We start from the raw sequence: 14,151 nt of genomic DNA, 5'->3' as shown, positions 1-14,151 counted from the left end.
CACCGCCCCTCTACCCCCGCGCCCCGGACCGACACCCGCCCTCACCCCGTACGGACTTCGCGCCGCCCGAGGAACGCCAGCAGCCGGACGTCGAGCCCCGCCCGGGCCGGCACGGCGACCGGCGCGCCGAACCGCGCTCCCCGGTCCTCCCGCGCGACCACGGACCGCGCCACGGGCAGCAGTTCGGCCGCCAGCGGGACCGGGATGGGCCGTGGCCGCCCGCACGCCTGCGCCACGTCCCAGCCGTGCACGGCGATCTCCACGGCGCCCACGGCCCCCATCACCCGTACGTCCAGGGGCCGTTCGCCCACCAGGACCGACTCCCCCGACGGCCCCGCCGCCCACGCGCCCAGCACCGCGCACGCACGCGTACGGAACGCGCACGCCGGATCCGCCCCCGGCGCTCCGGGAAACAGCCCGATCCGCCCGCCGGTGAGCCCCTCGTGCAGCGCCTCCAGCGCGTCGTCGAGATGCCCGAGCAGCTCACCCAGGTCCCACTCCCCGCACGGCGTACCTCGCCCCAGGCTCCCGGGCGCGACCCCCGCCACGCTCCCCAGCGCGTAGGCGAGCGAACGCTCCAGCAGCTCCCCGGAGTTCACGACAGCCCCTCGGGGCACCCGGGACGCCCGAAGGCCCCCGCATCGGCCACAGCGGCCCCTGGGAGCCTCTCAGGCTCCGTCTTCGTGTCCATACCCGCTCCTCGTCTCGGCCGTCAGCCATACAGACCGCCGACAGGGCGAAAACACATCGGCCGGCCCCGGAGAAAATCCGGGACCGGCCGAAAGAGCAACCGAGGTCGTTCTAGAGATCGACTTCCTGCATCAGCATCCCGACCTCCGTGTTGGACAGCCGCCGCAGCCAGCCCGACTTCTGGTCGCCCAGCGTGATCGGCCCGAAGGACGTGCGCACCAGCCGCTCGACCGGGAAACCGGCCTCCGCGAGCATGCGGCGCACGATGTGCTTGCGGCCCTCGTGCAGGGTGACCTCGACCAGGTAGTTCTTGCCGGTCTGCTCGACCACCCGGAAGTGGTCCGCACGCGCGTACCCGTCCTCCAGCTGGATGCCGTCCTTGAGCTGCTTGCCCAGGTCGCGCGGGATCGGGCCCACGATGGCGGCGAGGTAGGTCTTCTTCACGCCGTACTTGGGGTGGGTCAGCCGGTGCGCCAGCTCGCCGTGGTTGGTGAGCAGGATCACGCCCTCGGTCTCGGTGTCGAGCCGCCCGACGTGGAAGAGCCGGGTCTCGCGGTTGGTGACGTAGTCGCCGAGGGACTGGCGACCCTCGGGGTCCTCCATGGTGGAGACGACCCCGGCCGGCTTGTTCAGCGAGAAGAACTGGTACGACTGCGTGGCGACGGTCAGCCCGTCGACCTTGACCTCGTCGTGCTCCGGGTCGACCCGCTTGCCCTGCTCGACGACGATCTCGCCGTTGACCTCGACACGGGACTGCTCGATCAGCTCCTCGCAGGCGCGCCGGGAGCCGTAGCCCGCGCGGGCGAGGACCTTCTGCAGCCGCTCGCCCTCCTGCTCGGCGCCCGGGAAGGTCTTGGGCGGCCTCACGTCCTTCTTGCCCGCGTACCGCTCCCGGTTGCGCTCCTCGGCCCGCGCGTCGTACTCACGCGAGGTCGCGGGCACCGAGCGCCCGCGTCCGGTGCCCTGGCCCTGCTTGGGGCCGCCCTTGGCACCACCGCGCGCGGAGGCGCCGCGCCCGGACTTCGGACCCTCGTGGGAAGCCCCGGGCCCTACGTCGTAGCGGCGCTCCTCGGGACGCGGCTTGCCGGGACGCTTCGGCTTGTCGTCGCGCCCGCCCGCGCCCCTGGGCTGGGAGCCGCCTCCACCGGAACCCCGGGAGCCGCCACCGCCGCCGGAACCGCGGGGATTGCCGCCCCCACCGGTCCCGCGGGGGTTGCCACGCCCGCCGCTCCTGCCACTACCGCCGCCACTGCCACTGCCACTGCTTCGCATCAAAGTTCCGTCGTCGTCGTGTCGTCTGCATCTGCATCCGGTGCATCCGGATCGAACGACGGGACCCCTTCCAGCGTCTCCGCCTCGATCGCCTCGGCCTCAGGGAGGAAGGGCGCGAGCTCCGGGAGCTCGTCCAGGCCGCGCAGGCCCATCCGCTCCAGAAAGTAGTTCGTCGTCGTGTACAGGATCGCACCTGTTTCGGGTTCCGTGCCCGCCTCCTCGACCAGACCCCGCTGGAGGAGGGTGCGCATCACACCGTCGCAGTTGACTCCGCGGACCGCCGAGACCCTGCTGCGGCTGACCGGCTGGCGGTACGCGACGACCGCGAGGGTCTCCAGGGCCGCCTGGGTGAGCCGGGCCTGCTGCCCGTCCAGGACGAAGCCCTCGACGGCCTGAGCGAACTCGGGCCGGGAGTAGAACCGCCATCCGCCGGCGATCAGCCGCAGCTCGAAACCGCGCCCCTGCACGGTGTACTCGTCGGCCAGCTCCCGCAGGGCGTCACGGATCCGCCGCTTGGGCCGCTGCAGTATCTTCGCGAGGTGCTCCTCGGTCGCGGGTTCGTCCACGACCATGAGGACGGCCTCCAGGGCGGGCTTGAGATCGAGGTCGGCGACAGTGCGCGGGGCCGCCGCCGGATCGATGGTCTCCTCACTCACGCCTTCTCCTCCTTGGCGGGCTCGTCCTTGGGCACCTCGGGCGGCCGGTCGAACTCGTCGGTGACCACGGGCTCGCTCCCGCCCTCCCCACCGGTCCACCGCACGATCAGATCCCCGAGCGCGATCTCCTGATCGAGCGCGACGGCCTTCTCCCGGTACAGCTCAAGCAGGGCCAGGAATCTGGCCACGACGGTCAGGGTGTCGTCGGTGTCCTCGACGAGCGTGCGGAAGCTGGCCTCGCCGAGTTCCCGCAGCCGCGCGACCACGATCCCGGCCTGCTCCTGCACGCTGACCAGCGGCGCGTGGATGTGATCGACGTACACCTGCGGCTTGGGCCTGGGCTGCATCGCCTTCACGGCGAGCTTCGCGAACCCCTCGGGCCCGATGCTGATGACCACCTCGGGCAGCAGCTCGGCATGGTGCGGTTCGAGCCCGACGGTACGGGGATAGCGGCGCGCTTCCTCTTCGAGCCGCCGGTTGAAGATATCGGCGATCTGCTTGTACGCGCGGTACTGGAGCAGCCGCGCGAAGAGCAGGTCCCGGGCCTCCAGCAGCGCCAGATCGGCCTCGTCCTCGACCTCGGCGGAGGGCAACAGCCGCGCGGCCTTGAGGTCCAGCAGCGTGGCGGCGACGACCAGGAACTCGGTCGTCTGGTCGAGGTCCCAGTCCGGCCCCATCGCCCTGATGTGCGCCATGAACTCGTCGGTGACCTTGGACAGCGCCACTTCGGTGACGTCCATCTTGTGCTTCGAGATCAACTGGAGCAGCAGATCGAAGGGCCCCTCGAAGTTGGCCAACCGAACCTTGAAGACGCCGTCATCGGCTTCGGCGACGTCCTCGGAGGGTCCGGTGACGTCCTCGGCGGCTTCGGGGACGATCTCCGGCGGTTCGGGAGCCGATTGTCCGATCTCGGGTTCGCCGCCACCGCTGTGCTCAGCCTGCGCCGCCGGAGGCTCGGCCTCGGATCCGGGGCCCCGCCCGAGCGCACGCCGACGACCGCCGGAGGCAGCGGCGGTCGTGGGAACGTCGTTCGAGGTCATCGCCCCGCACGTTACCGCCTACCGCCCACGCAATCGCCGTACGAGAATGCTCGCGTCCCCACGGGACTCCAGATCGGCCAGCACCACGGCGACAGCCTCGCGTACGATCCGCCCGCGGTCGACCGCGAGCCCGTGCTCACCCCGGAGCACCAGACGCGCGTGCTCCAGATCCATGAGCTCCTCGGCGGACACGTACACCGTGATCTTCTCGTCGTGCCGTTCCCGCCCGCTGGGCCGACGCGAAGGACTCCGCCCCCGCTTGCGCCCGGACGCCTCGGCGGCAGAACCTTCCTGCGCCCCCTGACGTCGCCCGGAGCCGGCCGCCCCGCGACTGCGGGACTCGCCGTCGTCGGCCTCCGACTCGGCGGCCACATGCTCGGCGCCCTCGCCGTCGCCGCCCTGTACGGGCACCGACTGCGGCGCGTCCTCACCGGCCGCGACCCCGTCGCTCTCCCCCGCGGGCGCGGGCACACGGGCTTCGCCGTTGGCCCCCCGCCGCGGAGTGGACGGCTGGAGCGCCATTCCCCCTGTCGTACGGAAGAGTTCGTCGGCCCCCGGCAGACTCACTCGGCGTGACACCGGGCGAGCACCTCCCTGGCGAGCTGGCGATAGGCGGCGGCACCGACGGAGTTGGAGGCGTACGTGGTGATCGGCTCACCGGCGACCGTGGTCTCCGGGAAGCGGACCGTGCGCCCGATGACCGTGTGGTAGACGTGGTCGTCGAACGCCTCGACGACACGCGCGAGCACCTCACGGCTGTGCACCGTGCGCGAGTCGTACATGGTGGCGAGGATCCCGTCGAGCTCCAGCTCCGGGTTGAGTCGCTCCTGGACCTTCTCGATCGTCTCCGTCAGCAGTGCGACACCGCGAAGAGCGAAGAACTCGCACTCCAGAGGCACTATCACCTTGTGCGCGGCCGTCAGAGCGTTGACCGTGAGCAGACCGAGCGAGGGCTGACAGTCGATCACGATGTAGTCGTAGTCGGCCATCAGGGGCTTCAGGGCCCGTTGCAATGTCGACTCGCGCGCGACCTCGGAGACCAGTTGGACCTCCGCCGCCGACAAGTCGATATTGCTCGGCAGCAGGTCCATGTTCGGGACCGCGGTCTTCAGGAGCACCTCGTCGGCCGCCATGCCCCGCTCCATGAGCAGGTTGTAGACGGTGAGGTCGAGCTCCATCGGGTTGACCCCGAGACCCACCGACAGCGCGCCCTGCGGGTCGAAGTCCACGAGCAGCACGCGCCGTCCGTACTCCGCGAGCGCGGCACCCAGGTTGATGGTCGACGTGGTCTTGCCGACGCCGCCCTTCTGGTTGCACATCGCGATGATCTTCGCGGGGCCGTGATCGGTCAGCGGGCCCGGGATCGGGAAGTACGGCAGCGGGCGTCCGGTCGGGCCCACGCGCTCGCGGCGCTGGCGGGCGGCGTCGGGCGCGAGCGTGGCCGCGTACTCGGGGTCGGGCTCGTACTCCGCGTCGGGGTCGTAGAAATGCCCCTCGGGCAGTTCGTCGTAGTCGGCGAAGTGGTTGTGGGGCGCGCCACTTCCGTCGCCGGCCATGGCGTTCACGTGATGGCCATCCATGCTCTGGTGTGCTGGCTGAGTCATCCCGGACATCTGAGACACCTGATGACTCCTCTGGGCTGCGAAGGTGCGCACAGCAACGGAGCCGACAGCCTCGAACCCCGCGGGACCCTGGCCCCGTACAGGCGTTCCTGGTTGACCACCCCCGGGAGAAAATGTCGACTCATTCACAAGTCGTCTTACCTCCTTGGTGACCAGGAAACTTCTAGACAGGTCAGCGTGGCACCATGCCGACGGTTGGCGACTCTATGGCGTGTCGGGCGTTCGCAGCAACACAATCCGCCGGACCCGGCAGGATGTGTCGGCAATGAAACATCCCTCTGTCAAGGGCGTACGGGCGTCGCACGGCAGGTTTCACCGGTGCACGAATCGGTTCAAGGGTTACGTTCGACGCGAGTTGACCGAGAGTCGCAAAGTGACCATACACACATCCGGCCGGACCTTGTGGTGCAAGGTCCGGCCGTGTGTACGTCGTTGACGCGCCTTGTTGACGTATCGCCTTTACGAAAAGGTGACTTAGCCTCTGAGCTGGTCGGAAGCCGCCATCAGGTCGCCGTTCATGTCGACTTGGGGCTCAGCCGAGCAGCGCGTCGAGCTCCACGTGCTCCAGGCCGTGCGCCTCGGCGACCTCCTTGTAAACGACCTTGCCGTCATGGGTGTTGAGGCCCTTGGCCAGCGCGGGATCGCGGCGCAGCGCCTCCACCCAGCCGTGGTTGGCGAGTTCGACGATGTAGGGCAGCGTCGCGTTGGTCAGCGCGTAGGTCGAGGTGTTGGGCACCGCGCCCGGCATGTTGGCGACGCAGTAGAAGACCGAGTTGTGCACCATGAAGGTCGGCTCGGCGTGCGTGGTCGGACGGGAGTCCTCGAAGCAGCCGCCCTGGTCGATCGCGATGTCGACAAGGACACTTCCGGGCTTCATCCGCGACACCAGTTCGTTGGTGACCAGCTTCGGCGCCTTGGCGCCCGGGATGAGGACCGCGCCGATGACGAGGTCGGCGTCCAGGACGGCCTTCTCCAGCTCGAAGGAGTTGGACATGATCGCCCGGACCTTGGTGCCGAAGACCTTGTCGGCCTCGCGCAGCTTGTTGATGTCGCGGTCGAGCAGGGTGACGTGGAAGCCCATGCCGACGGCGATCTGCGTCGCGTTCCAGCCGGAGACCCCGCCGCCGATGACGACGGCCCGCGCGGGCTGCGTGCCGGGGACACCGCCGGGGAGCACACCGCGGCCGCCGACCGAGCGCATCAGGTGGTAGGCGCCGACCTGCGGGGCGAGGCGGCCCGCGACCTCGGACATCGGGGCGAGCAGCGGGAGCGCGCGGCTCGGCAGCTCGACGGTCTCGTAGGCGATCGCCGTGGTGCCGGACTCGACGAGCGCGTCGGTGCACTCCTTGGAGGCCGCCAGGTGCAGGTACGTGAACAGCGTCTGGTCCTTGCGGAGGCGGTGGTACTCCTCGGCGATGGGCTCCTTGACCTTGAGCAGCAGGTCGGCGGTGGCCCAGACCTCGTCGGCGGTCTCCAGGATGCCGGCGCCGGCGGAGACGTACTCGCTGTCCGTGATCGAGGAGCCGAGACCGGCGCCGCGCTCGATGACCACCTGGTGGCCGGCGCGCACCAGCTCGTGCACACCGGCGGGGGTGATGGCCACCCGGAACTCGTTGTTCTTGACCTCGCGGGGGATGCCGACCTTCACGTGGATCACGGTCCTTGGCTCAGGGGAATGTGGTGCATTACTTGACATACCCAGGCACGAAGGCGCACACCGGGGTACACCGCAGGAGAAGGTGCGGCAGACCCAGTTTAATGAAGGTGTTCCCGCTGTCTAGCCTTTCATTGCATCAATCTTCTGCGGATGTACTACGGATTTCGCAGGCGTCAGGGTCTTGTTTCGGGAGATCGGCCTGCTCCGGCGCCTCTTCGGCCCGTCGTGGCCCGTCCTGGGCGGGCTCCGGTTCCCCGTCCGCCCACTCCGCCTCCTGCGCCTCCTCCTCGCCCAGCAGCCGCTCGGCGGTCCCCCGGTGCAGCCCCGCCGCGGCGGGATCGCCCAGCCGCTCCAGCGTGTCGGCGAGCCGCAGCTGAAGCGCCGCCTGGAGCCGTACGTCGTCGGCACGGCGCGCCCACTCCACCGCCTCGTGACAGGTCGCCAGCGACTCCTCGGGCCGCCCCGCGTACTCCTGGACGCGCGCGAGTTCGCTCAACGCCCGTGCGTGGGCGCCCACATCGCCGTTCCTGCGGTGTCCCGCGACCGCGGCCCGCCAGGACCGCTGCGCCTCACCGTAGCGGCCCGCGTAGGTCTGGGCCGCGCCGATGCGGCCGTACAGCCGGGCGGCCTCCGCGCGGTCGTCCCGGGCGAGCCGCTGGGCCAGCGCCCGGCCGAACCAGTCGGCGGCCCGGTCGAAGTCCCCGAGCTCCAGATGCGCCCCGCCTACGGATTCCGTCGCGCGGCCCGTCGCGTACGGGTCGTTCGCCTCGCGTCCGGCGTCCAGCGCGGCCCGGTAACGCGCCAGCGCGTCCTCGGTCCGCCCGGTCTGCGCGTCCAGGTCGCCGAGGTTCAGCAGCGCGGCGGCCCGCTCGCGAGGCAGCCCGCGGCGCTCGGCCACGTCCAGGACGAGCCGGTGGATGCCGTACAGGTCGGCCGCGGCCGCCTGGGTGCCGAAGTGCGCGACCATCGCCCTGACCAGCTGGGACATCAGTCGGCGGGCCAGCGTGTCGAGTTCCCCGTCGGCGACGGCGAGCCGGGCCGCGGCCAGCAGGGCGGGCCGGCGGATGCGCAGCCAGTCCTCGGCGGCCCGGGGGCTGGGGAAGCGCAGGGAACGCGGCATGCCCTGGAGCTTCTCGCGCGCCTCGGGGTTGTCCGTCTCGGTGATGGCCCGGCAGGACTGCAGCAGCCGTACCGTCCGCTCCAGCATCCGGGCCCGGGCCAGCTGGAGCTCTCCCGGGCGGTCCTGGGTCTCCGTGAGGGCCTTCAGGAGGGGGTGCAGGCTGCCGGGGACCTCGTACTGCGGCAGCGGCGACTCCACGGCCCGCAGCAGGCCGAGGGCGACGAAGTCGTCCAGGGTGGTGCGGGCGCCGCTGACCGAGCAGCCGGCCAGCGCGGAGGCGGTGTGCGGGTCGACCAGGCCGGCCGGGGCGAGGGCGAGCAGACGCAGTATCCGGGCGGCCGGCGTGGGCAGCGAGGTGTACACGAGCCGGAAGACCCGGCTCAGCGGCGTGCCCTCGTCGTTCTCGGCGCGCAGGTGCTTGGCGAAGTCGGCGACGGCCGCCTTGGGGCGGGCGGCGAGCCAGCCGCCGGCCAGGGTGAGCGCCTCGGGGTGCGCCTGGCACTCCTCGGCGAGGTCCTCGGCGGCGCGCGGGTCGACGGTGATGCGGACCGAGCCGGTGTAGCGGGTGAGCAGCTCCAGGGCGGACTTGGTGTCGAGGCCGCCGAGGGTGCAGGGGCGGACGTCGGAGATGCCGGTGAGCGGGCCGCCCGAGACGGCGACGACCAGGCAGTCCGGGGTGTCCGGGAGCAGTGCGTCGACCTGCTCGGCGTCGGCCGCGTCGTCCAGCAGGAGCAGCGCCCGGCGGTCGGCCAGGGCGGTGCGCAGTGCCTCGGTGAGGTCGTCCTCGGCGGCTCCGGCGGGCGCCGGCCGGTCCAGGGCGGCGAGCAGCACGCGAGCCACGCGTTCGACCGGCACGGGGGTCCCGTCGGGCTCGGTCAGCCGGGCCCGGAGCACCCCGTCGTCGTAACCGTCCGCGACCTGCCGTACGAGCTCCTCGGCGAGCGCCGTGCGTCCCGAACCGGGACGGCCCGCGATCAGCAGAACGCGCGCGCGGGGCGCCTTCTTACCGGTCAGGGTGTCCAGGCCGGTGCGCTCGATGTCGGCGCGGAGTTCCTTCAACTCCCGCGTACGGCCCAGGAACTGACGCTCCGCCGGTTCGCGCCCGGACAGCCGGACGCCGCCTGTGTCCACCGCCTGATCCGTCACGGGCCACGCTCCCGTCCCACCGCACGCGCAAGCCCGCCGGGACTCCGGTATCGGGCGTTAACAGAGCCTAGTTCACGCTCTGCTACGTTCCGGGCGGAGCGCGGCGGGCACGTCCCCCGATCGGATCAGCCGATCGTCACACCGGACGAGGTCACTGTGGGTCGCGACGTGTCCGCGGTGTCTTCGCGGACCCGTGCGGGTTCTGCGCGGTTTCTCTGTGGAGTCCCTGTGGGTTCAGGACTCGAACGGGCGGGCCGGCCAGGGCGCTTCCGCGGGGCGCAGCGCGTCGAGGCCGTCGCCGGCGCGTGCGGCGGCCAGCGCGAGGACGCCCACGACGAGACAGCTGCTGTGCAGGTCGCCGGCGAGCACGCCCCGTACGAGTTCGTCGAGGGGCACGCGTGCGTGCTCCATGTCGGTCTCCTCGTCCTCGGCCTCGAAGCGCTGTCCCTCGGCCTCGGACAGGTCGCGGGCGAGGAAGACGCGCACGGCCTCGTCGCAGCCGCCCGCGGTGGTGTAGAGGTCCGTCAGCACCCGCCAGTCCTCGGCCTTGACGTGCGCCTCCTCGTACAGCTCACGCTGGGCGGCGTGCAGCGGGTTCTCACCGGGCACGTCGAGCAGGCCGGCCGGGATCTCCCACAGCCGCTGGCGCACGGGGTGGCGGTACTGGCGGATCAGCAGGACGCGGTCCTGGTCGTCGAGGGCGAGGATGCCGACCGAGCCGGGGTGGACCTGGTAGTCGCGGCGGGCCACCGAGCCGTCGGGCATGACCACCTCGTCCGTGCGGACCGAGGTCTTGTTGCCCACGAAAGGGGTCTCCGTGGCCCGGATCTCCCACTCCTCCGGGGTGTCCTTCAGCGTCATGCCCTGTCCTTCCACGAACTCCGCCACCACCGGCCACGGACCGGCCGGCGACCGGCCACAAGAAAACCGGGGTGCCCACCTTTTGAAGGTATGCACCCCGGCCACCGTACAACTGGTGTGTTACTTGGAATTCTTGCGCTCGACCGAGGCCTTCACGAGCCCGGCGAACAGCGGGTGCGGCCGGGTCGGCCGCGAGCGCAGCTCGGGGTGCGCCTGCGTGGCGACCAGGTAGGGGTGCGTCTCGCGCGCGTACTCGACGTACTCCACGAGCTTGCCGTCGGGCGAGGTGCCCGAGAACAGGATGCCGGCCTTCTTCTCCAGCTCCGCGCGGTAGGCGTTGTTCACCTCGTAGCGGTGCCGGTGCCGCTCCTCGACGTACTCCTTGCCGTCGTAGACCTCGCGCACGATGGAGCCCTCGGCCAGCTTGGCCGGGTACATGCCCAGCCGCATCGTGCCGCCCATGTCGCCGTCGCCGGCCACGATGTCCAGCTGCTCGGCCATCGTGGAGATGACCGGGTGGGCGGTGCACGAGTCGAACTCGGTGGAGTTGGCGTCGGCGATGTCGGCCAGGTTGCGCGCGGCCTCGATCACGATGCACTGCAGGCCCAGGCAGAGGCCGAGCAGCGGGATCCTGTTCTCGCGGGCGTACCGGATGGCGCCCACCTTGCCGAGCACACCGCGGTCGCCGAAGCCGCCCGGGATGCAGACGCCGTCGACGTCGGCGAGCTGCGCCGCGGCGCCGGCCGGGGTCTTGCAGTCGTCCGAGGTGACCCACTTGATCTTCACGCGGGCCTTGTTGGCGAAGCCGCCCGCGCGCAGCGCCTCGGTGACCGAGAGGTAGGCGTCGGGCAGGTCGATGTACTTGCCGACCAGCGCGAGGGTGATCTCGTGGTCCGGCTTGTGGACGCGGTCGAGCAGGTCGTCCCAGGTCGTCCAGTCCACGTCGCGGAACGGCAGGTCCAGCTTGCGGACGACGTAGGCGTCCAGGCCCTCGCTGTGGATGGTCTTCGGGATGTCGTAGATCGAGCGGGCGTCGGGACAGGCCACCACCGCGGCCTCGTCGACGTCGCACATTAGCGAGATCTTGCGCTTGATCGCGGTCGGCACCTCGCGGTCGGACCGCAGCACGATCGCGTCCGGCTGGATACCGATGTTCCGCAGGGCCGCAACCGAGTGCTGGGTCGGCTTCGTCTTCAGCTCCCCCGACGGGCCGATGTACGGCAGGAGGGAAATGTGGACGACGAAGACGTTGTCACGGCCGACCTCGTGCCGGACCTGGCGGACCGTCTCCAGGAACGGCAGGGACTCGATGTCGCCGACCGTGCCGCCGACCTCGGTGATCACGACGTCGACCTCGTCCGTCGCCATGCGGCGGATGCGGTGCTTGATCTCGTTGGTGATGTGCGGGATGACCTGCACGGTGTCGCCGAGGTACTCGCCGCGCCGCTCCTTGGCGATCACCGTCGAGTAGACCTGGCCCGTGGTGACATTGGCGGTGCCGTCCAGGTCCCGGTCCAGGAAACGCTCGTAGTGGCCGATGTCCAGGTCGGTCTCGGCGCCGTCGTTGGTGACGAACACCTCACCGTGCTGGAAGGGGTTCATGGTGCCGGGGTCGACGTTCAGATACGGGTCGAGCTTCTGCATGACGACGCGCAGGCCCCGTGCCTTGAGCAGCATCCCCAGGCTGGAGGCCGTGAGGCCCTTGCCGAGCGAGGAGGCGACACCCCCGGTGACGAAGATGTGCTTGGTCGTCGTGGATTTCCGAGGCATGGCCAAGAGGGGGCTCCCGTGGTCGCGGTCTGGGGTGCGGTACGGCTGCCGTCCGGGATTCTCCGGGGGCGCCGTCGCTGCGGTTCGGGGGTTTTCTCCCACCGGTCCACGGGCTACCAGGGTATCAGCGCCTCGGCGCGATGGCTTCCGGCCACGCTCCGCACGCAGGTCGACACGTGTCGGCACGCCGTCACGCGTTTCTCACCCGCCGCTCACCCGATCGGCCGATCCGGGTTGCCCGGAGCGGCACGCAGATCATCTACGTGCGTCGTATCCTGCTCGGACACTCGCTGCCGAGCCCGGCCGGAAACACGGCACCACCCCCGCCCGTCCCTCCCGGAACAACGAGAGCTCGTCAGTCCGTTGAGCTGAGATCGTCGTTTTGCCACATGGCCGGAACGACTGCTTTGCTTCACCGCTCAACGACGCATTACAACGACCCCTTGACCGCACCAGCGACAACCCCCTGTCGGGGGTGACGTGGCCGTTCGACTGGAGTTGCACGTGGCCGGGCGCATCGAAGACTACGCACTCATCGGAGACATGCAGACCGCCGCCTTGGTCTGCCGGGACGGCACAGTGGACTGGCTGTGCCTGCCCCGCTTCGACTCCCATGCCGTCTTCGCCGGCTTGCTGGGCACAGAGGAACACGGCTTCTGGCGGCTGGGCCCCGCGCACGCCTCGGACGCGCCGCCGCCGACGGCGGCCCGGCGCACCTACCGCGGCGACTCGCTGATCCTGGAGTCCGAGTGGGACACCCCGCGCGGCACGGTCCGGGTGACGGATTTCATGCCCCCGCGTGACGGCGCGCCGCAGCTGATCCGCATCGTCGAAGGCGTCTCGGGCCGCGTCCCGATGCGCTCGGCCCTGCGGATGCGTTTCTCGTACGGCCGTGTCGTGCCGTGGGTGCACAAGCACGAGGGCCGCACGGTCGCCGTCGCCGGACCGGACTCGGTGTGGTTCGACACGGAGGCCGAGACCTACGGCAAGTCGCTGACCACGTACGCCGACTTCACGGTCGCCCCGGGTGACCGGATCGCGTTCACGATCTCGTGGGAGCCCTCGCACAAGAAGCCGCCGGCGCTGCCGGAGCCGGAGGCCTCGCTGCAGGCGACGGAGGACTTCTGGCGCGAGTGGGTGGAGCACTGCACGTACCACGGCCCCTACCGCGAGGCCGTCGTCCGCTCGCTGATCACCCTCAAGGCGCTGACCTACGGGCCGACCGGCGGCATCGTCGCCGCGCCGACCACCTCCCTGCCCGAGGACATCGGCGGGGTCCGCAACTGGGACTACCGCTACACCTGGCTGCGCGACGCCGCGATCACCCTCTCCTCGCTGCTGCGCACCGGCTACCGCGAGGAGGCCAGCGCCTGGCGCGAGTGGCTGCTGCGGGCGGTCGCCGGCGACCCGGAGAACCTGCAGATCATGTACGGCATCGCCGGCGAGCGCGAGTTGGGCGAGGCGGAGCTGGACTGGCTGCCGGGCTACGAGAACTCGGCGCCGGTGCGCGTCGGCAACGGCGCCGCGCACCAGCTCCAGTTGGACGTGTACGGCGAGGTCACCGAGGCCCTGCACCTGGGCCACATGACCGGCCTGGCGCGCAGCGACTACGCCTCCCTGCTCCAGCTCAAGCTGATCCGCTACCTGGAGCAGCACTGGGACGAGCCGGACGAGGGCATCTGGGAAGTCCGCGGCCCGCGCCGCCACTTCGTGCACTCCAAGGTCATGGCCTGGGTCGCCGTGGACCGCACGATCAAGCTGATCGAGTCCGGCGACGCGGACGGCCCGCTGGAGCGCTGGCGCGAACTGCGCGACGACATCCACCGGGACGTCTGCGAGAAGGGCTATGACAAGGAACGCAACACGTTCACGCAGTCCTACGGTTCGAAGGAACTGGACGCCTCCCTGCTGCTGATCCCGCAGATGGGCTTCCTGCCGCCGGACGACAAGCGCGTGATCGGCACCATCGAGGCGATCCAGCGCGAGCTCTCCACCGCGGACGGCTTCATCCTGCGCTACCCCACCGAGGGCGACAGCGAGGGCGTCGACGGCCTGCCCGGTGACGAAGGGGCCTTCCTGGCCTGCTCGTTCTGGATGGCCGACGACCTCGCGATGATCGGCCGCGTGGACGAGGCCCGCAAGCTGTTCGAGAAGCTCCTGGCCTTGCGCAACGACCTCGGCCTCCTCGCCGAGGAATGGGACCCGCGCCTGAAGCGCCAGGTCGGCAACTTCCCGCAGGCCTTCAGCCACGTCCCGCTCATCGACACGGCGCTGCGCCTGACGGCGTCGGGGGCCTACGGCGGCTGATCACCCGACG

11 protein-coding genes are annotated in these 14,151 nt (G+C 70.7%); 1 reads left to right on the top strand and 10 read right to left on the bottom strand.

Going from position 1 to position 14,151, the window contains the following annotated elements; genetic code table 11:
* Positions 1-41: 41 nt before the first annotated feature.
* The 10 genes from ACIP6U_RS39040 to ACIP6U_RS38995 form a co-directional block, all read right to left on the bottom strand.
* Positions 42-599: a TIGR03086 family metal-binding protein gene (locus ACIP6U_RS39040; protein ID WP_401727463.1), complete on the bottom strand. Its 558-nt coding sequence runs from the start codon at positions 597-599 to the stop codon at positions 42-44.
* 202 nt (positions 600-801) lie between these two features.
* On the bottom strand, positions 802-1,962 hold the full coding sequence (locus tag ACIP6U_RS39035; RefSeq protein ID WP_401727462.1) for a pseudouridine synthase: 1,161 nt from the start codon (positions 1,960-1,962) through the stop codon (positions 802-804).
* Positions 1,962-2,618 carry an SMC-Scp complex subunit ScpB gene (gene scpB, locus ACIP6U_RS39030; RefSeq protein ID WP_401727461.1) on the bottom strand — a complete coding sequence of 219 codons (657 nt, stop codon included), beginning with the start codon at positions 2,616-2,618 and terminating at the stop codon, positions 1,962-1,964. Before scpB ends, ACIP6U_RS39035 begins: the two co-directional genes overlap by 1 nt.
* Positions 2,615-3,658, bottom strand: a complete 1,044-nt coding sequence (locus ACIP6U_RS39025; protein WP_401727460.1) for a segregation and condensation protein A — start codon at positions 3,656-3,658, stop codon at positions 2,615-2,617. Before ACIP6U_RS39025 ends, scpB begins: the two co-directional genes overlap by 4 nt.
* A gap of 18 nt (positions 3,659-3,676) precedes the next feature.
* Complete coding sequence (locus ACIP6U_RS39020; protein WP_401727459.1) at positions 3,677-4,237, bottom strand: hypothetical protein; 561 nt, start codon at positions 4,235-4,237, stop codon at positions 3,677-3,679.
* On the bottom strand, positions 4,222-5,409 hold the full coding sequence (locus ACIP6U_RS39015) for a ParA family protein (RefSeq protein ID WP_401727458.1): 1,188 nt from the start codon (positions 5,407-5,409) through the stop codon (positions 4,222-4,224). The genes ACIP6U_RS39020 and ACIP6U_RS39015 overlap by 16 nt, the downstream gene beginning before the upstream one ends.
* A gap of 403 nt (positions 5,410-5,812) precedes the next feature.
* Positions 5,813-6,928 (bottom strand): alanine dehydrogenase, encoded by a 1,116-nt coding sequence (gene ald, locus ACIP6U_RS39010; protein WP_401727667.1) that lies wholly within the window; start codon positions 6,926-6,928, stop codon positions 5,813-5,815.
* Between the two features lie 145 nt (positions 6,929-7,073).
* Positions 7,074-9,203, bottom strand: a complete 2,130-nt coding sequence (locus tag ACIP6U_RS39005; RefSeq protein WP_401727457.1) for a tetratricopeptide repeat protein — start codon at positions 9,201-9,203, stop codon at positions 7,074-7,076.
* Positions 9,204-9,437: 234 nt separating this feature from the next.
* Entirely contained in the window at positions 9,438-10,064 is a 627-nt protein-coding gene (locus ACIP6U_RS39000; RefSeq protein WP_401727456.1) for an NUDIX domain-containing protein, read from the bottom strand.
* A gap of 120 nt (positions 10,065-10,184) precedes the next feature.
* Positions 10,185-11,834: a CTP synthase gene (locus ACIP6U_RS38995; protein ID WP_401727455.1), complete on the bottom strand. Its 1,650-nt coding sequence runs from the start codon at positions 11,832-11,834 to the stop codon at positions 10,185-10,187.
* Between the two features lie 504 nt (positions 11,835-12,338).
* On the opposite strand from ACIP6U_RS38995, the gene ACIP6U_RS38990 reads away from it, so the two are divergent.
* Positions 12,339-14,141, top strand: a complete 1,803-nt coding sequence (locus tag ACIP6U_RS38990) for a glycoside hydrolase family 15 protein (RefSeq protein WP_401727666.1) — start codon at positions 12,339-12,341, stop codon at positions 14,139-14,141.
* Positions 14,142-14,151: the final 10 nt, after the last annotated feature.

The organism is Streptomyces sp. NPDC088794, assembly GCF_044750545.1.
In the GTDB taxonomy this organism is placed as follows: Bacteria; Actinomycetota; Actinomycetes; order Streptomycetales; family Streptomycetaceae; genus Streptomyces.
The sequence above is the reverse complement of the archived record's forward strand: the minus strand, read 5'-3'. Positions and strand labels throughout refer to the sequence as shown.

Bases quoted from the DNA above. Each gene is read 5' to 3' on its own strand.
- ACIP6U_RS39000 (WP_401727456.1), bottom strand. From the start codon at position 10,064: ATGACGCTGAAGGACACCCCGGAGGAGTGGGAGATCCGGGCCACGGAG.
- ACIP6U_RS38995 (WP_401727455.1), bottom strand. From the start codon at position 11,834: ATGCCTCGGAAATCCACGACGACCAAGCACATCTTCGTCACCGGGGGT.
- ACIP6U_RS39025 (WP_401727460.1), bottom strand. From the start codon at position 3,658: ATGACCTCGAACGACGTTCCCACGACCGCCGCTGCCTCCGGCGGTCGT.
- ACIP6U_RS39035 (WP_401727462.1), bottom strand. From the start codon at position 1,962: ATGCGAAGCAGTGGCAGTGGCAGTGGCGGCGGTAGTGGCAGGAGCGGC.